The organism is Rhodococcus sp. DN22 (genome assembly GCF_036669995.1).
Taxonomy (GTDB): Bacteria; Actinomycetota; Actinomycetes; order Mycobacteriales; family Mycobacteriaceae; genus Rhodococcus_F; species Rhodococcus_F erythropolis.
In genome coordinates this window covers 496,125-514,588 of record NZ_CP133326.1, presented here as the reverse complement: position 1 = coordinate 514,588, position 18,464 = coordinate 496,125, and the positions used below count along the sequence as shown (strand labels likewise).

At 61.2% G+C, this 18,464-nt stretch carries 15 protein-coding genes and 2 pseudogenes; 7 read left to right on the top strand and 10 right to left on the bottom strand.

Annotated elements, in window-relative coordinates; all coding sequences use genetic code 11:
• Nucleotides 1-233: 233 nt before the first annotated feature.
• Genes RA302_RS02355 through RA302_RS02340 form a run of 4 tightly spaced genes read right to left on the bottom strand, consistent with a single transcriptional unit; the run spans nt 234 to nt 4,582 of the window.
• Nucleotides 234-881 carry a hypothetical protein gene (locus RA302_RS02355; RefSeq protein WP_020968243.1) on the bottom strand — a complete coding sequence of 216 codons (648 nt, stop codon included), beginning with the start codon at nt 879-881 and terminating at the stop codon, nt 234-236.
• Nucleotides 865-2,580 (bottom strand): GMC family oxidoreductase, encoded by a 1,716-nt coding sequence (locus RA302_RS02350; RefSeq protein WP_166501708.1) that lies wholly within the window; start codon nt 2,578-2,580, stop codon nt 865-867. Before RA302_RS02350 ends, RA302_RS02355 begins: the two co-directional genes overlap by 17 nt.
• Nucleotides 2,577-4,061, bottom strand: coding sequence for an NAD(P)/FAD-dependent oxidoreductase (locus RA302_RS02345; RefSeq protein ID WP_166501707.1), 1,485 nt, complete (start codon nt 4,059-4,061; stop codon nt 2,577-2,579). Before RA302_RS02345 ends, RA302_RS02350 begins: the two co-directional genes overlap by 4 nt.
• On the bottom strand, nt 4,058-4,582 hold the full coding sequence (locus RA302_RS02340; RefSeq protein WP_020968240.1) for a TetR/AcrR family transcriptional regulator: 525 nt from the start codon (nt 4,580-4,582) through the stop codon (nt 4,058-4,060). The genes RA302_RS02345 and RA302_RS02340 overlap by 4 nt, the downstream gene beginning before the upstream one ends.
• 183 nt (nt 4,583-4,765) lie before the next feature.
• On the opposite strand from RA302_RS02340, the gene RA302_RS02335 reads away from it, so the two are divergent.
• The 5 genes and pseudogenes from RA302_RS02335 (at nt 4,766) to RA302_RS02315 (ending at nt 8,549) form a co-directional block, all read left to right on the top strand.
• The gene (locus RA302_RS02335) at nt 4,766-5,470 is read left to right on the top strand and encodes a response regulator transcription factor (protein WP_019746583.1); all 705 of its coding nucleotides are present in this window, start codon (nt 4,766-4,768) and stop codon (nt 5,468-5,470) included.
• 211 nt (nt 5,471-5,681) lie between these two features.
• A pseudogene (locus RA302_RS02330) lies at nt 5,682-5,903 on the top strand (helix-turn-helix transcriptional regulator); the annotation flags it as partial.
• Nucleotides 5,846-7,102 carry an ATP-binding protein gene (locus tag RA302_RS02325; RefSeq protein WP_230587471.1) on the top strand — a complete coding sequence of 419 codons (1,257 nt, stop codon included), beginning with the start codon at nt 5,846-5,848 and terminating at the stop codon, nt 7,100-7,102. The pseudogene RA302_RS02330 and the gene RA302_RS02325, both read left to right, overlap by 58 nt.
• Nucleotides 7,099-8,196: a hypothetical protein gene (locus tag RA302_RS02320; RefSeq protein ID WP_021334222.1), complete on the top strand. Its 1,098-nt coding sequence runs from the start codon at nt 7,099-7,101 to the stop codon at nt 8,194-8,196. The genes RA302_RS02325 and RA302_RS02320 overlap by 4 nt, the downstream gene beginning before the upstream one ends.
• Before the next feature lie 47 nt (nt 8,197-8,243).
• On the top strand, nt 8,244-8,549 hold the full coding sequence (locus tag RA302_RS02315) for a hypothetical protein (RefSeq protein WP_166501706.1): 306 nt from the start codon (nt 8,244-8,246) through the stop codon (nt 8,547-8,549).
• Nucleotides 8,550-8,555: 6 nt separating this feature from the next.
• On the opposite strand, the gene RA302_RS02310 is transcribed toward RA302_RS02315, so the two are convergent.
• Genes RA302_RS02310 through RA302_RS02295 form a run of 4 tightly spaced genes read right to left on the bottom strand, consistent with a single transcriptional unit; the run spans nt 8,556 to nt 13,382 of the window.
• Nucleotides 8,556-9,467: a hydroxymethylglutaryl-CoA lyase gene (locus RA302_RS02310; RefSeq protein WP_166501705.1), complete on the bottom strand. Its 912-nt coding sequence runs from the start codon at nt 9,465-9,467 to the stop codon at nt 8,556-8,558.
• Nucleotide 9,468: 1 nt separating this feature from the next.
• On the bottom strand, nt 9,469-10,683 hold the full coding sequence (locus RA302_RS02305; protein ID WP_166501704.1) for a CoA transferase: 1,215 nt from the start codon (nt 10,681-10,683) through the stop codon (nt 9,469-9,471).
• Between the two features lie 36 nt (nt 10,684-10,719).
• Entirely contained in the window at nt 10,720-12,486 is a 1,767-nt protein-coding gene (locus tag RA302_RS02300) for a multicopper oxidase domain-containing protein (protein ID WP_166501703.1), read from the bottom strand.
• A gap of 56 nt (nt 12,487-12,542) precedes the next feature.
• Entirely contained in the window at nt 12,543-13,382 is an 840-nt protein-coding gene (locus RA302_RS02295) for an alpha/beta hydrolase (protein WP_029537443.1), read from the bottom strand.
• A gap of 65 nt (nt 13,383-13,447) precedes the next feature.
• Here RA302_RS02295 and RA302_RS02290 point away from each other — a divergent pair, with 65 nt between their 5' ends.
• Nucleotides 13,448-14,224, top strand: a complete 777-nt coding sequence (locus RA302_RS02290) for a TetR/AcrR family transcriptional regulator (RefSeq protein ID WP_092765724.1) — start codon at nt 13,448-13,450, stop codon at nt 14,222-14,224.
• A gap of 49 nt (nt 14,225-14,273) precedes the next feature.
• Nucleotides 14,274-15,573, top strand: a pseudogene (locus tag RA302_RS02285) (DUF222 domain-containing protein).
• Nucleotides 15,574-15,657: 84 nt separating this feature from the next.
• On the opposite strand, the gene RA302_RS02280 reads toward RA302_RS02285, so the two are convergent.
• Both RA302_RS02280 and RA302_RS02275 read right to left on the bottom strand, forming a co-directional pair.
• On the bottom strand, nt 15,658-16,590 hold the full coding sequence (locus RA302_RS02280; RefSeq protein WP_238054112.1) for an oxygenase MpaB family protein: 933 nt from the start codon (nt 16,588-16,590) through the stop codon (nt 15,658-15,660).
• Nucleotide 16,591: 1 nt separating this feature from the next.
• Complete coding sequence (locus tag RA302_RS02275; RefSeq protein ID WP_166501702.1) at nt 16,592-18,373, bottom strand: acyl-CoA dehydrogenase; 1,782 nt, start codon at nt 18,371-18,373, stop codon at nt 16,592-16,594.
• Nucleotides 18,374-18,464 lie beyond the last annotated feature (91 nt).

Here is an 18,464-nt window from a genome sequence, read left to right as displayed (position 1 = left end):
TGAATCGAGACCGGCGTCACATACCCGGGACGGGAACAAATGCGGGGCGACCACCGTTGAACACCCTGTCGGCGTCCGAACAAGCCCCGGGCCCCACCCCTTTTGTCGCTGCGAGCGACCACCCGCCGAGAGGCGCCTGTGGGACGTCGACACCTAACTTTTTACACAACACGAGCAAGGCCGCCCAATCACTGAGGGCGGCCTTGCTCGTTCTTTCGCAGGTCAACCCCCTGCTATCGGTGCTTGGCTGCTCCCGTAGTCATTTTTCCGCCCAGAATCACGACGCCGTGATGAGTGCCCGATGCCAACCAGTTCGGCAGTGTCGGCCCCTCTGCCTCGACGCTCACGCGCGCATATCGGAACGACCCCGTCAGCCTGGCCGACGCGATCGCCAGACCTCCACCGGATTCCGGCTGCGCAAATCCCAACGCCCCGACAATCGGCAGACGCGGCCCGAGCATCCGCGTGTCCGAACGCACCCGCCATCCGTCGCCGGTTGCAATGAATTTCTGCTGCACGTCTCCGTCGAACTCGGCCAGGACCTTGGGTAGTTGCCAGTGGAACCGTCCGCCGTGCACCGACGGTTCCGAATCCACCGCGATGAAAGGGACCGCCATCCGCGGCATAGGCCCGATCCGTTTCCCTGGCGCATGCAAGACCGGACTGGCGAGGATCTCGCGATACGGGCCGACCGGCGAATCGAGGTAGTCCACCATCATTGCTACCGTCACCGGAATCGTTCGACCGTCTGGCCCGAGTTCCCGCGCCGCCGGCGTACTGCGGTGCCACCACAGTGTTGCGCGAACGGAAGCGGGCCACGGCGGCGGATCGCTCACCGGCCAGTCGACGCGGTCACTTGTCGATTCAGGCACGCTCCACATCGGACACCTTCTCAGCTCGAACGGTCAGGGGAAGCCGCAAAGCACCTGGTGCATGCGTCGGCACCACCGGGTTGGACGGCAACGTCGGATCGATACGTACGTATGGTTCGCCGGTCTTCGGGCGGGCGTCTGCGGCACCTCTGTTCGGCCACATCGCGCACGCTCGTTCCGCCTGCGCAGTGATGGTCAGGGAAGGATTCACGCCGAGATTCGCGCTCACCACCGAACCGTCCATGACGTGCAGGCCGGCATGTCCGTAAGCACGGAGATACGGATCCACGACGCCACTCGCCGCGCTGTCACCGATTGCGCAGCCACCCAGAAAGTGCGCCGTCATCGGGATATTCACGATCTCGGCGATGGAGCCGCCCGGGTCACCGTCGATCTTCTCGGCGACCTTGCGAATAGCTGTATGGCCCTGCGGAATCCACTGGGGAGGCGGATCACCCGGTCCCGGCCTACTGGTGAGGGAACGCCCGAATCGTTTGGTGTTCTTGGAAAGCTCGAGGGAGTTGTCGTCGGTCTGCATCACCAGCGCGATGACGGTTCGCTCGGACCAGTTCCGTACCGACAAGGACCGGAAGAACGCACCTGGGTGCCGTGCCGCGACCGCCAGAGTCTTCAGCACCCGGGGAGTTCGCCCACCGCCGTCACTCAGGACGGTCTGCAGAAGTCCTATTGCATTGCTGCCCTTGCCGTATCGCACCGGCTCGATGTGCGTGTGATCATCCGGGTGAAAGGACGATGTGATCGCTACGCCCTGCGTGAAGTTCCGTCGACGCGACTTCGACGTTGCGGCCAGTACGGCTTCGGAATTGGTACGTACAACGGTGCCCAGAGTGTCCGACAGGTCAGGCAGGGCACCGGATTCCTTCATACCGAGCAGCAGTCTCGCCGTTCCGTACGTTCCGGCGGCTACCACCACCTGATCGGCGGTGAACCGAACTTCTCGCCGGCGGACGCCGTCCGTTCGCCTCGCGAGCAGGTGATAACCACCGCTTGCGCTCGGCCGAAGTTCGGTGACGGTCGTGAGCGGATGAACCCTGGCGCCCGCTTGCTCGGCGAGATGGAGGTAGTTCTTGACCAGCGTGTTCTTCGCCCCGACTCGGCACCCGGTCATGCATCCCCCGCATTCGGTGCAACCGGTGCGTTCGGGCCCTTTTCCGCCGAAGAACGGGTCCGGCACGGAAACTCCTGCCTCCCCGAAGAAAACACCGACGGGGGTGGACGTGAAGGTCTCCCCCACGCCCATCTCTTCGGCTACGTCTTTCATCACCGCATCGGCCGGAGTGAAGGACGGATTGGTGCGAACACCCAACATCCGTTTGGCCTGGTCGTAGTACGGCGCCAGTTCGTCGTGCCAGTCCGTGATGTGCGCCCACTGACGGTCTTCGAAGAACCGCTTGGGTGGCTGATACAACGTGTTGGCGTAGTTCAACGATCCGCCCCCGACGCCGGCTCCCGCCATCACGAGTACGTCCGGAAGAAGGTGGATACGCTGAACCCCATAACATCCGATCCACGGCGCCCACAGGTACTTTCGCATCCGCCAACTGGTTTCGGGCAACTCGTCGTCGGCAAACCGTCGACCGGCTTCGAGCACCCCGACACGGTAGCCCTTCTCCGTCAGGCGAAGAGCGGCGACACTGCCACCGAATCCCGATCCGATTACCACCACGTCGTAGTGCGTCGTGGTCATGCCTGGACGCTTTCGATCTTGCGAGCGGAGTAGTTCTCACGATCGAAATGCTCCAGCAGCGAACGGAATTTGAATGTGAACGTCGGCCACTGCACCGAGTTGCGCCCCTCCGGATCGATGTACCAACTCGAGCATCCGCCCTTGTTCCACACCGTGTGCTGCAACTCGTGCTGAATTCCCTTGTTGTAGTGCACCTGTACCGACTCGTTGACATCAAGAGCGTCCAGTCGCTCACGTTTCATGGTGTTCAACGCGTCGTTGACGTACTCGGCCTGGGACTCGAGCATGTACACGATCGAACTGTGTCCGAGGTTGGTGTTCGGACCGTACATGAGGAACAGATTCGGGAACCCGCTGACCGCAGTGCCCTTGTAGGCATTGGGGCTACCGTTCCAATGCGCGGCCAGCGTTTCGCCACGTTTTCCGGTGATCAGATGCGCCACAGGCGGTTCCGTCGGCGTGAACCCCGTGGCGAAGATGATGGTGTCGACCTTGTGCTCGACTCCGTGCCCGTCGACCACCCCGCCCTCGGTGACCGAGACGAGCCCGCTGTCGACCAGGCTCACGTCCGCGCGGTCGAGGGTGCGCAACCAGTCGTTGGACAGAAGCATGCGCTTGCAACCGATCGTGAAATCGGGAGTCAGTTTCCGGCGCAACTCCGGATCTTTCACCTGTCTGCGCAGATGGAGGCGCGCGGCCGCCTCGAAGGCCGGCAGGACCCACGTCGCATGTGACATCGCGGCACCGAGCAACTCGCGAAAACCGTAAACCGCTCCGCGAACAACTTTCTGCGTAGCGGGAATCCGCGAGTAGACGGCCTTCTGCGCCGCAGGCAGGGTGCGATCCATTCGCGGAATCACCCAGGCCGGAGTTCTCTGGAACACGGTGACATGGGCAGCAGGGTCGGCAATTTCGGGAACGAACTGAACCGCCGACGCTCCCGTTCCGATCACGGCTACGCGCTCACCACGCAGTTCGTGTTCGTGGTTCCACGTCGCCGAATGGAAAGTGGTACCGGAGAATTGGTCGAGACCGGGAAAATCCGGGATCTTGGGTGTCGACAACGCCCCGGTCGCAGCGACCAGCGCTTTGGCTGTCAACGACCCCAGGGATGTCCGGACACGCCACAGCGCCGCATCCTCGTCCCACACAGCGGCTTCGAGTTCGCAGTTCAGGATTACGCGATCCCCGATGCCGGTGTCTGCGGCCACTTTCTTCAGATAGTCGTAGATCTCGGGCTGACGAGCAAAGGTATGACTCCAATCAGCGCTCGGCGCAAAAGAATACGAGTACAGCGCCGTCGGCACGTCACAGGCACAACCTGGGTAGGTGTTGTCTCGCCAGGTGCCACCGATATCAGCTCCGCGCTCGATCAACACGACGTCCGCCGTTCGGTTGTCACGAAGCATTCTGGCCGCCAAGCCCATACCGGCGAATCCGGCACCGACGATCAATGTTTCGACATGTTCGGGAAGCTTCACTTCTTCTCCACTCGGGATTGCCAGGCCGGCAACAGTCGCGCTCTGAGCGCGTCGTCGGCTTCGGGTGTACGGAAAAGGGCTGAGACTGCAAGACCGCGGACGAGTTCGATAGTGAGTTCGACCGACTCGGAATCGAATCGATCGCCGAACAACTCGGCGCTACCGAACTCGAGTGCCTCACTGACCTTGCGTTCGAGGGGCACCGTCGCCGCATGCAGAACAGGATCGGTTCGCGCCGCGACCCACAATTCGAGGGCGGCGTAGAACAGTGGCCCGGAGAACGCGTCCGCCAGGACCTCGAGACCTCGGCCGCGATCCACTTCAGCGGTGAGGATTTCTTCCAGTCGCTTGTCGACCAGATACTCGACGGCCGCAACGACCAGCGATTCCTTGGTCGGAAAATGATGCAGTTGCGTACCTCGCGAGACCCCTGCGCGGCGGGCGATCTCCTGGGTGCTGGTCCGGGCGTAGCCCAGTTCGACAAGCGATTCGACAGCGGCGTCGAGCAGGCGCCCACGCATCGCGGCAGTTCGTTCGGCCTGCGTACGGCTTACTTTCGCATCGGAAGTGGTCTCGGTCACAAGACAACTGTAGAGCCGAAACGTAAAACAGTCCAGGCTGACTTCAAATCTTGATACGTAACATACCGATCAGTCAGCTCGCCCTGATAACGTCCTCGCATCGAGCGGAGGGAAACAATCGCTATGCCAGAGCAAACTGCATTTCCACACCGCCGTGTCGGACTGGTGGAAGACCACGAGTCGGTGGCTATCGGCTTGTCCGTGATGCTGAAGGACGAGCCAGATATCGAGTTGGTGTGCATCGCGACCACTGTGTCCGAGATGCTCGCTCAGAACGTCAGCTTGGATCTGGCAATTCTCGACCTCCGACTGGCCGACGGTTCATCGCCCAAGAGCAACGTCGAGGAACTGCGGGCCGCGGGGCTCGAGACATTGATCTTCACCGGGGCGGAAAACCCGTTCCTCGTTCGCTCGGCCGCCCGTGCCGGCGTACTGGGCGTCGTGCGCAAGTCCGAACCGACTGCCGTCGTGATTGATGCAATACGCGCCGCCGCGTCGGGAAGGCAGGTTGTGACGACAGAGTGGGCTGCCGCAATCGACGGGGATCCAGGTCTCGACGAGGTGGGTCTGAGCCCTCGACAACTCGAGGTCCTCGAACTTTACGCATCCGGGGAGAAGGCAGATCGGGTTGCGCGACTCACCGGTTTGGCGCCGCAGACGGTCAACGATTACCTCCAACGCATCAGGCAGAAATATGCGGCTGCCGGACGGCCGGCCCCCACAAAGACAGATCTGTACAAACGCGCGGTCGAGGACGGGGTGCTACCGATTCCGGAACGCAGAAATCTCGGTAGAAATCTGACCTTGACTAACAATGACCTTCAGTAATGAAAAAGTTCGGTAACGATTGCTTTCGCTAAGGCTGCCCCTGGAAATATGGGCAGAGGAATTGATGTCTGGGAAAAATGGCCAACTTCGACTTACATTCACCTGGTAAGAAGACGGCACTGTCGGGGAGTCTGTCATTCCGCTAGACGAAAGAAAGACGAAACTCATGACCGTCACTGTGGAAAACTGCATGACACAAGAGCCTGTCGGACCGCACCTTTCGGAGCGCGAAGTCGAGGTTCTCAGGGAATGGCTACTGAGTGATTCGAAGTCACGCGTCGCTCAAAACCTCTACATAAGCGTGGGAACGGTGGGAACCCACCTGTCCCGGATTCGCGAGAAGTATGCCGACGTTGGAAGGAACGCACCGACGAAATGCGAACTACTCGTGCGAGCGATACAAGATCAGATAGTGACGATCGACGAACTCTGATCGACAAAGTTGCTTTCGACAAAACAGCCACTGCTTCTGACGAAATTCTCAGGCTCTTCGGCCGTTTCATCGGCGCAGGCTATGTCTGCTATCTGATATTGCTCGCCCCTGCCATTGCCGAAGCCACTGCGATGTCCGCGTCTTGGTGGACCCCGCTGGCAGTGGTCGCAACTTTCGGTAGTGGACTGGCATTAGGAGCATCGACGTTTCACGCAGACACCCGGTGGGTGAAACGAGCCGCGAGTGCAAATGCGCTCCTCTACGTCGTGGTCATCCTCCTGTGGTGGCCGGCCTGGAATGGTGAGCACGTCACGGATTTCACCTTGTGGATTTCCAATTTCCCCGGCGTCGCCAGCCTTGCGGCAGCTGCGGCTTGGCGACCGGCCGCTGCCGTCGTGCACCTTTTCGTGGCGGCAACACTCGCACAGTTGACCAATCACATAATCCGGACGAGTCCCACGACGCACCTGCTTGTTCCCGACCTCGCCTTCGCCTGGACATTTTGCGCGGTATTCGTCGCAGCGGCCGTCATGGCCTTGCGCACCGGTCGCGTGCTGGATGCAACTATCGCCACCACTCATGCCGCCGCGGCAGGCGCCGCAGCGGCCGAGGCCAAGTCCGTCGAACGCGAGAGATTCGACGCACTCATCCACGACACCGTGATGTCCACCCTGCTCGCTGCTTCGAGAAACGATGCCGATCCCTCGGTCATCGCTCAGGCACGAAGGACTGTCGAGAGGCTTGACGAACTCCGCTCCGGAACCGATCACGAGACGAGTTTCGACTTCGACGGAATCCTCGCTCAGTTGCGTTCAGCCGCTTCGGAAGTAGACGAAAACATCACGTTCGAGACCGCCCTCTCAGTCGGGTCCGATCCGAGCGGATACGCGCCCGACTCGATTCGTGCGATGGCCGGTGCGATGGCCGAGGCGCTGCGCAACAGCGTCAAGCACGCCGGAAGCAGTGCACGGCGTTCGGTCACGGTCACGGCAACCACCACCCACCTCGAAGTAGTCGTCGCGGACGACGGCGTCGGCTTCGATCCGAGCTCCGTCGAGACGCATCGCCTCGGAATCACTGTCAGCATCCGCGGCAGAATGCGCCAACTCGACGGCGGATCGGCAACCATTCGATCGTCACCCGGCCGCGGCACTTCGGTGACTCTGACCCTGAGCTTGCCCGCAGCGGTGATGACATGACCAGACCGGACGGACGAGATGTCCGCGATCTCCTCGGCATGCACAGCCGTGCTGCTCGATTCATGGCTGCATGCTTCGCGCTCACCTGCGTGATCTCGGTCGCGTACACCTCCTCCGACGTCCGCGCAGTCTGGCCGATGGTCTTGGCAATTATCGTGTGCTCAACTGCGGCTTTCACACTCGTTCTGAGCCGAGGCGACCCGATGCCGCTGGGGCAGAGCGTTCTGGTGTCTCTGACTGGCGCCGTCACGAGTGGCCTCGTGTTGTCAGTGGTTCCAGTGCCCGTCAACGACATGACTCAATTGTGGATGTTCGGGATGTCTACGGCCGTTTTCACCTTCATGTGCGTTCGTGGGCGTACAGCACTCGCGTGGCTCGGGCTTGGGCTCATGGTGTTGGTGACCGCCATCTGGTCCTCCACTACCGGCCAGGGGGCCATGTACGGAGTGTCGTTGACGGTCATCAACGCGGGCCCTGTTCTGATGTCGACCTTCTTCGCGTACACCATCCGTCCTCAAGCCAGGGTTATCTACGAACTTCGGGAGCAGTCCACCCAACGAATTGCCTCCGCATCCGCTAGCGCTGCGATTCTCGAGGAACGCGACGCGCAACTCGACAGGCTCGATCTCCTTGCGCGCCCACTCCTCGAACGGGTCGCTTCCGGGATTCCGCTGACAACCGCCGAGCGGCAAGAATGCGAACTCCTCGAGGCGCAACTCCGAGATTCGCTGAGGGCGCCTGGCTTACAACAGACAGATGTCATCGATGCTGTGCATGCCACTCGAAACCGCGGCGTCGAGGTAGTCCTGCTCGACGACCACGGAATGGATGGCGCTGACCCCGCCGTGCGCGACCGAATCCACGCGAGCATTGTCCGGGAACTCACCGCGATCACGCGAGGCAAAGTGACCATTCGGATCCTTCCACCTCGGCGCACCGCAATGGCCACGATGCTGGTCGACACTGAAGACGTTCGACGAATCGAGTTCGATCACAACGGAATGCAGCTGTTACGGCAGGGAGATCAGAGGGAACTCGGCGCCTCGTCGATGTCCGTCGATCCGACTACAGACAGCGCCGTCTATCCCGAATAGCTTTCGAGGAGAGTGAGATTCACCGCGTCGATCACCAGGAGAAATGAATGATCTTCGAACTGCGTCCAGCACATGTTGCACGCACCCTTGCCGCACTGTGTGCCCTTCCGATTCTGTGGACCTTCGCAGTCGAGGGAATCACCACGACAACGGAATACGACTACAGCACGGGCGAAGTATCCTCATCGAGCGACCTGGGCTCTCAGATCGGAAGCGTAGCGATCTGGATCGTCCTCGCGATCGCATGTGCCGCCGGTGCATGGTATCTGGAGAAACAGCGCATCGGTTGGCCGCCGGCGGCACACGAGCAGCTGGTCAAACTGCAGCTGGCATCACCCCACCGAGAAGAGTAAAGGTCCCTATCGCTTCCGATCGCCGGCGCGGAGAAGATTACTGGGAACCGTATGGCCCACTATCTCCTCAGCAACGGCAGCGGCACGAATGCTCGCATCCAGGTCGATACCTGTCGCAATGCCCATGTCTTCGAGCATGTAGACCAGTTCCTCAGTCGCGATATTGCCACTGGCACCAGGAGCAAACGGGCAACCGCCCAGGCCACCGGTGGACGCATCCAGGTTTCGAACTCCGTGCTGCACAGCCGCCAACGCACTGGCAAGACCAGCGCCACGCGTGTTGTGGAAGTGCACACCCAAGCCGAAGTCACCCACTCTTTCGCCGACAGCGTCGATCAACCGTCCGACGCGTCCCGGTGTGGCAGTGCCGATGGTATCCGCGATCGAGAACTGATCAGCGCCGAACTCTTTGGCCTGCTCCGCAATCCGCAGAACACGGTCCGGATCGGTTGGACCGTCGAACGGACAGTCCCAGGCCGTGGCCACGATGACCTCCACCCGTCCACCAGCCTCGTGGACGATCCGGACGACCTCTCCGATACGTTCGGTCGCTTGCTCCGTCGTCGACCGAGTATTGGCCTCGCTGTGGCTATTCGATGCCGACACCACATATTCGACGGTTTTCATTCCTGCAGCAACGGCCCGTTTCGCTCCACCAATTCCGGCGACCAATGCCGAGAACTCGATGCCTGGCCACTGGTACAACTCTGCGGCCAACAACTCCGCGTCGGCCAGTGCCGGCACCGCACGCGGCGACACGAACGACGTCGCCTCGATGCGCGAAACACCTGTCGCAGCCAGAGCTTCGACAAGACGAAGTTTCTCCGCCAGCGAGACCGGGTCTTCGATCTGCAACCCATCCCGTGGCCCGACTTCACGAATGCTGACCGCGGGAACACCTGCTTCAGGTACCGACACGTCAGATCACGCCCTTCTTCTTCAGTTCTGTCTGCTCGTCGCCCGAGAGTCCGAGGAGCCCACCCCAGACCGAAGCGTTGTCGTACCCCGGCGACGCTGCTCCCGCGTTGCGCACGGATCCGGGTGTCTCACTGAATGTAGGCACGACGCCCAGGCCGAGGACGTTTTCCCCGATCCGCTCGTCGTAGTGGTCGACGAGCATCCCCCGTTCGATCAGCTGCGGATCCTTGACCACATCTTCAACCGTATTGATCGGCCCGGCAACAACTCCCACTTCGGTGAGGCGTTCCACGAGACTGGTGGGATCTTGGAGCGCAACCCAGGTGCTGATCAATTCGTCGAGCTCGTCCTGATGTTTGCCACGCGCAACATGATTGGAGAATCGGTCGTCTTGCGCTAGTTCCGGTCGACCCATGATGGTGCACAGACGCACGAAGAGCGTGTCCTGATTGGCCGCGATCACCACCCAGTTTCCTTCAGAGGTCTGGTAGATGTTGGACGGTGCGATACCCTCCAACCTCGTTCCCGAGGGCTGCCGGATGATCCCGCCCCGATCGTAGTCCGGGATCGTGGATTCCTGCACCGCCAGACAGGATTCCGTGAGGGCAACGTCGACCACCTGGCCACGGCCGGTCCGCTCTCGCGAGAGCAACGCCGCCAGCACTCCCTGAACGGCGAACATCCCACCGAGAGAATCTCCGAGTGAAAGGGCAATACGCGGGGGTGCCTGCCCTGGATAACCGTTCAGATGCCGAAATCCGCTGACTGCTTCGGCAACCGAGGCGTAGCCGGCGCTCTTGGCTTGCGGTCCGCTCTGCCCGTAGCCGGATACCCTGGCCAACACCAACTTCGGATTGCGCGCGCTCAGCACGTCGAATCCCAGACCCCACTTCTCGAGGGTGCCCGGCCGGAAGTTCTCGACCACCACGTCGGCATGTTCGATCAGATTCAGAAACAGGTCGCGGCCCGCGTCGACGCGAAGGTCCAACGTCACACACCGCTTGTTGCGGGCGTGAACCGTCCAGAAGAATCGATGACCGTCCTGCTCTGCCTGACCCCAGGTACGAAGCGGGTCTGGACGGTCCGGTGATTCGATCTTGATCACGTCGGCTCCCATGTCGCCGAGCAATTTCCCGGCGAAGGGCCCGGCGATCAAGGTTCCGAGTTCAATCACCCGATATCCGTCCAGGGGCCCGGTGGGCGCACCTTCCGACACAGCTGCCTCCTCTGGGAACTTTTCTCCCTTTGAAGGCTACGTCACCACCCGGTATCGCAACATCATGTCGTGGTCTTCGTGATCGAGCATGTGGCAGTGCCAGACGTACCCCTGCAAGTCCCCCATGCCAGCTTCTCCGTGCGCCGAGTGATCTGCCATGGAACCTCTCGCGAAAGTTGCATCCGGATCGAAGCCCAACTCGTCGGCCATCGGAAAGCGCACGATCACGCGAGTGATCGAGTTGGCATCCACGATGACCGTGTCCTTCTCCCCCGTTTCCCACACTTCGGGAGGCCGCAGCGAAGAGGTCACGAATTCCTCCGCCGACGGCGTCCACCGGACCCCCAAGTCAGGCACCGGATACCGCTGCATCAGTGCTGCAGTGTCGAGGCTCTGGCGTCCCACAACGCGGAACGCCACCAGGTGCAGATGAATCGGATGTGGTTCCGTGGTGATGTTGATCAGATTCCATTGCTCGACGGCCCCCTGACGTGGCAGTTCGATATCCGAATCGGTGAACCTCAAATTGTTGAGCGACATAGTGATCGACGGGTAATCCGACGGACGCGACAGCTGCATGATCGTGAGATTTCGCACCACATCCGGGGACGCCGGTTCGGCGGCAACGGAATTCAGCTGCTGCGGGATCGAGCCGGTGAATCCCTTTGCGCTGCCCACGTCGAACCGACAGAACACCGGCATCACCTGCGTGCCGCGTTGAGCCACCGCAAGGGGTACCGGTTCGTCGTTGCGCAATTCCACCGTTGTGCCCGGCTCGAGCATACTGAAGTCGACCAGCAGATCAGCGCGTTCACCCGGACTCAACCGGACGTGATCCGTCGGCGCCGGAGCGGCCAGTAAACCGCCTTCGGACCCGATCACCCAGAACCGCATACGATTTGCGAAATGCAGATTCCACACCGAATAGGTTGCGGCGTTGAGCAGTCGCAATCGATACAGGCCGCGGGCAACCTCCACTTTCGGCCACACGACGCCGTTCACCACGCCAACGTCACCGGGGGTCGCCGGATCCCATGAACCTTGCGGAGTGAGCCACGTGGAACGGACACTCTGTTGACCGTCGGAGGTGAAGACCTTGTCCTGCAGAATCATCGGGAGTTCGAACTCACCGGACGGCAGGCCGAGAGAATTCCCGGCGGCGCCCGTGTCAACGTCGTCACGGAGAAAATACATCCCGACCAATCCGGCGTAGACGTTGAGGCGCGTCATTCCCATGGCGTGATCGTGGTACCAGAGATTGCCGGCGGCACGACCATTCGTGTATTCGTGGACCAAACCTTCGCCCGGACGCTGGATCAACTCCGGATGTCCGTCGAACTGTGGTGCAGTAACTCCTCCGTGCAGGTGAAGCGAGGTGGGGACCTGTGTGCGGTCGAGGTCGCTGACGCCGTGCAGACCCGGATCGACATCCGCGGCAAGCGGATACGCAGAAATGTCATTGGCATATCGGACTGTGACGAGCTGATCGACGTGAGCTTCGATGGTGGGGCCCAGATAATCCATTCCGCCGTAACCCAGCGACGGCGACGACGGTAGGTCCGGATGGAAACGGTGCATCGACGAAGCCGCGCGAAGCTCCAGGTTGCCACCCGAAATGCCCGGCAGGACAGGAAGGGTCTCCCGAAACGGTTCCAGCCGGGGTGACGGAAGTTGGAATGGGCGTAGCGGATCGATGTCAGGGGGTCGAGCTGTCGCTGATCCAGCGGACAATGCACTCAGGCCGGCCAGCAAGCCAAGCCCTTGAACAAACGATCGTCGACGGATCTTGTGTGACTCGTCCACTCACGGCCCCCTCACGCTGACGGCATCCGGAGCGGGTTACCCGTGTGCTCGCACGGTCAAACACCGACCACCTTCTCCAACCAACGTTTGAGAATGGGTAGAACATGAGCCGGTTGCATTGCCTGCGTGTGATCCAGACCGTCTAGTACCTCGATATCCCACCCTGCTGACCGAGCGGCGTCGAGGTCGAGATCGGCCGGCGCGACCCGTACCCCACCCCATCGGTCACCGTATTCGATGACGTCTTGCGAACCGACGAAACACATTCGCGGACAAAGGATGCGTCCTTGAATCGTTCGATCGTCGAATTCACCAAGTGCGAGGTACAGCGTCACGAACTGCCGGGTCTGCGCTCCGGTCAACGCAATGTCGATGGAGTTCCAATCGAACTCGTCCGGCGATGCCGTGGGCTGCGATGTGCGCCGGGGCGGTTCACTCGTCATGCGGTGTGTAGCTTCGGTAACCTGGAGCATCGCCTTGTACGGCCCATCCACCGGCGGGAAACCACCCATGACCAGTGCGGTCAGACGATCGGTGCGCAGCGCCAACTGCAATCCGCACAGAGCCAGCCAGGAGTATCCGTAGTAGGCGAACTGGTCGATCCCAGCCGAATTCGCCACAGCCAGAATGTCGGACGTGATGTTGTCGGGAGTGAGCGTGTCCGGAGCGGGCGACGCCATCCGGTGCCCTTCGTAGTCGAAGGCAACCACAGTGAAGTTCGACGCCAACCCTTCCATGAACGTTCGACCGAGCGAGGGGTCAACGCCCCAGGCGCGCAGTTCGTCAGCCTTGATGCCGGTAGCCGAAATCGGATTCACGGGCATCAGCACGGCGGGGCCATGTCCGAGAACCTCGACATCGATAGTTGTCCCGTCGTGAAGTCTTGCCTCAACCATGCCCACTCCCAAATCTTTACACTGTAAAGTAATTAAGAATAGCGCGACTCCACGAAAGCGACAAGATGAACAAACAGGCAGGCCGACGCGATATCGCACGCACGATTTCACTTCTGTGGCGTCAACCCGATACGCCTTCCGGCCGCCGAGGACCGAAGCCCGCGCTGTCCACGGACACAGTCGTTGACGCCGCGATCGAAGTCGCCGACGCCAACCCCACGACACCGTTGTCGATGCGCATGATCGGCGACCACCTCGGCCGCACTGCGATGTCGTTGTACACCTACATACCGGGAAAGGACGAACTACTGGACCTGATGTACGACCGGGCGCATGCCGAGCTACCGCCGATCGCAGACACCGGCGACTGGCGCATGGCACTGTCCGACTGGGCCGCCGCACTCTTCGCCCTACATACACGACATCCGTGGACATTGGATGTCTCGTTGGCGCGCCCCGTCCTGGGTCCGCACGAGCAGGCAGGACTCGAATCACTCCTGTCCATTCTCTACTCCACAGGTCTCGATGCTCCGACCATCCGCCGATCGGTGAGCATGCTTTTCCATTTCATCCGGGGGTCCGCGCGGACCCTAGCTGAGGTCCGGAGCGCCTCGACCATCGGAGATTCCGAATCTCATTGGTGGGCAGAGTCTTCTGCTGCACTGGCCGATGCTGCACCGGATTTCGCGGACGACTTCCCCCACACGATGCGGTTGGGTCGGGAGGCCCCACCGGTACCGGGCGGCGACTTCTATCTTGAACGAGAAACCGAAGAGTCATTTACTCAGGGCCTACAGATCCTCCTTGACGGGATCGAATCGAGGATTCGAAAACACTCTTGACTCGAACGCATGTTCGAGTATTCTTGTGTGTAGGGGATCGGGGGATTCAATGAGTGTCTTGTTGTCGGAAGTGGTTTCGGGTTCTGCGGTGGGGTTGCGCGGACGCCTGTGGCAGCTGTCTGCTTCTGAGTTGCGTGCTGCCGCTATCGAGGCGAGTGCGGAGATTCTTCGTCTCGAGGCTGTGCGGGTGGCGGTGGTGGACGAGTTGTCGATGCGGCCGGATGATCAGGTGATTGCCAGCCGCGGGGTGGGTTGCTGGTTGGCGGCAAACACGATGCTGCAAATCCGGGACGGGAAGAAGATCGCCGCCCTCGGTGCAGCGCTACGCCCGTTTCCGGCAGTGGCGGCCCGATTCGATGACGGGGACTGCTCGTTCGATCATGCCGTGTTGATCGTGGCGTTCTGCGAATCACCACCGAAGGGGATGCCGGAGGAAGCGCTCCCTCGCTGTATCGACTTGTTGCTGGCTGCCGCTTCCGGAGTGGAGGCCACGACCACGAAAGTGCGAAACGTCATCGCGACCTTGGAGCGCATTTTCGAATCGGATGAGATTCCACCCGCCGAAGATGTGGATCGGAACGAGTTGCGAATCGCGTCGACGTTGAATGGTCGGGTGGTGGTGCGCGGGGATTTCGACGCCCTCACCGGTGAAATGCTGCTATCGGCGTTGTCGAATCTGACGATGCCCACCCCGGCACCGGATGGAACCCCCCGATGCCCGGTCGGCGGCGAAGCGGACCGCGGACGGGTTCACCGAACTGATCCGCCGCTACCTCGACTGCGCCAAAACCGGCACCGACGGTGGCCAGCGTCCGCACGTGAACGTGCACATCAATGCTCGTGATTTGGCGGAGCATCGGGACTGCGCCGCAACACCAACTGATGACGGAATGGCTGTGTCGGATCTCGATGTCGGGCACATGCCCTGGCTCGGGCCACTGTCGGTATCGCAGACCAGACTCCTCGGGTGCGATTGTTTCCTCTCGACTGTGCTGCTCGACGGTCACGGGGCGCCGCTCGATGCGAAACCCGGGAAACGGTTGGTCACCGCGGAGCAGCGAGTGGCGCTGATCGCCCGAGACAAAGGCTGCTCCTTCCCCGGCTGCACATGTGTGCCCGCGTGGACCGATGCACACCACATCCGGCACTGGGCCAACGGCGGCCCGACCGTGATGAACAACCTTGTCCTACTGTGCCGTTCACATCACCGGCTGATGCACCGAAAAGCCGAGTTCGTCGGGAAATGGGAAATCCGCATCGGGGTCGACAACAAACCCTGGTTCATCCCACCACCCTCGATCGACCCGCAGCAGCACCCGCGACCGGCCAACACCACATTCAAAACCTGAGGTAGTACTCCTCGGGCACAACAGAACACGTGCCAGCACCGCATCGAGCAGATCTCGATGCGGTGCCGAAAGCCGTGACTTCCGTCAGACCACCTGCGGAACTTTGGTGGCGCGTGGGAATCGCTCCCGAATCTCCGCCGGGGTGACAACTCTCGGGTCGAGGGGTTGCTCGTCACGCAGGTGGCGCTCCAACACCTTGCCAGTCATCGGCGCGATGACCTTCAGAGCAGTGGTCATGTTCTTCGGTGAACTGCCGACCCGGACCGCAGTTCGCACCGCGGGCGCAATTGCCCTGTCCAACAAAGCGGGTTGATCGAAGCCGCCCATGGTTCGCATCCAGCCCGGCAATGTTGCAATAGTGGCCGGCGCGACCAATCGGCTGAACGCCGCGAACTTCGTCTTCCCCTGCGCCCTTGGCGTTCTCAACAAGTAGTGCATCGCCCGGTTGGCACGCTCGGAGGTACACAATCTGGGCCTGACTTCAGCGAAGTACTCCCGTACCTCGTCTCGCGAGCGCGGAACGTCGGACGCTTTGCATGTCTGCAGTTCGGCAGCGATCACGCATTCTTCCCAGTACCGCTGCTCTTCGACGGCGGAGAGTGGGCCCGGCCCGTACATCTCGTAGCACTTGAGCACCGAATGCCAACCGGTCACGTGGATCCACAGTTGTGACGCCGGATTGTTTGCACTGTAACGAGTTCCGGTGATCGGTTCGATACCCGTGGCCTGGGCGTGAACCGTCATGAGATGGTCGGACAACGCCAGTGCCGTCCGCCCGTCGGCAGTGGCGACGGTCAGGAAGTACGCCAAGGTTCGGTCGAGTCGCCCGGCGGGATCGCTGTAGATCCCGCTCATATCTGCCACCGCGGCAGCAAGGAAGGGGTCGAAGTGCTCGAGCACCACTGACCGCTGGAAACCGATCAATGCTGTCGGAGCCGCCCAGATCTTCCAACTGGGTGATCCTGGGCCGAAGAAGCCGTAATCCTCACGCGGTCGATTCATCGTCAGTTCAGACATTTCATTCCTCCCCGTTCGTTGACCCTGCACAGTTCATTTCGTAGGCACCAGACAAGGCGACTACTTGCTGCCAGACGTACTCGAATCGCTCGGCCGCGAACGCGGGGCGCCGAATAGATGCGAGAGCCAACCGCTGCTGATCTTCACTGGCGCTGGGTTTTCCGTACAACTCCACCGCTGCAGCACTGAAGTCGCGGACCAGGACGTCGAAGATCTGATCCAGCACCCCATCGCTCCGCTGCCCCTCGTCCAATCCCAAGATCTCGGCTTGTTCGAGGATCAACTGACCGTAGACGACGAGGGTGAAGAGTTCGGTGATCGCCAGGCCGAAGTCCAAGTCGACCTGCTGCGCCGCATCCGGTGCAGCTTCGGCAAGGAGGGTCACGAGAGCTTCGGCCTGCTCCACGAACAGTGCGACGTTGGGAACATCCGCAAACTTCGCGTACACCGCTCGCCAGTCGTCGAATCGAACCTTGGACAACCCCCGTGCCGGGCCCTGACGGAACAGGAACTCGTCGTCGGCTGCGTCGTTACGCGTCGGAACCGCCGGAAATGACTCGGGGGCAAAGAGGTACGCCGGCATGAACTTGGCGATCAGGGCGAGATTGACGGCGACGGTCCCCTCGAGCTTGGGCAGCCCGTCGACATCCATCTTGGCCACCGCGAGGTAGCTGTCCTTCTCGAAGCCCTTTGCCGCAGCGATGTCGGAGAGCAGTCCGATCACCTTCTGTGCCTCGGTTGTCACCTTCATCTTGGTGACGGGATTGAACAAGAGGTAGCGGCGGTCCTCGGGCGATGCGGTGCGGAAGTAGTCCACCGCACGATCCGAGAAGAGCCTCATCGCCAGCAGGCGCGCGTACGCGTCGACGAATTCACGTCGTACGTGTGGGAACGCCGTGACGGGATTGCCGAACAGGATTCGATTGTGCGCGTGGGTAATCGTCTCGTACAAGGCATGAGTCGACATACCGATTCCGCCGAAACACAGGTTGAATTTTCCGATGTTCACGGTGTTGAGCGCGGCACTGAATGCTGCCTCGCCGGTATGCAGGATATCCTCTGCCACAACGGGATATTCGGCGAGTGAGAACTCCGCTACGTACATCTGGGCCGGAACGATGTTCTTCACCACGGTGAATGCCGGATGGTCCGAGTCGGCGTAGAAGAAGACGTACTGATCGGCGCCCTCCACTCCGTCGACACGACCGAAGACAGAGACCGTGTTGGCGCAGTTGCCATTTCCGATGTAGTACTTCGAACCGCTGGCCAGGTACCCGCCGCTGCCGTTCGACGTCAAGACCATGTCGGTGGAGTAGACGTCGGCGCCGTGCTCTTTCTCGGACAATCCGAATGCCGCAACGCCTCCGGAAGCCAAAGCGGAAGCTGCTCGCGCCCTTGCAGTCTCGTTGTCACTCTGCCACACCGGCCCGAGGCCGAGAATGGTCACCTGCCACGGGTACCAGTAGTTGAGTCCGTAGAAGCCGAGGATCTCGGACAGCGCGGCGATACGGCTGGTATCCCAGCGCTTGTCGGAGTCACCGCCGCTGTCGCGGGCGGGGGTCAGGAAAGTCGCGAACAGGCCTTCCTTTGCCGCGAAGTCGAGGAAGTCGGAGTAAAAGGTGTTGTCGTGATAGTCGGCCAGAAGTCGATTCTTTCCACGCGCCTCGAACCAGTCGACGGTCGCGCCCAGCAGTCTCCGCGTGGTCGCGTCGAATTCCGGCCGATCGTAAGTGGAGGGATGGAGCAACAGATCATTCGGCACCAAAGAGGTCGACGCTGTCATCGCGGTTGTTCTCCTAGAGATCTCGGCAGAGGCGCCTCACTGACCGCCTCTTCGAATACAACGCCACCGTAACAATTGATGACGACGAATA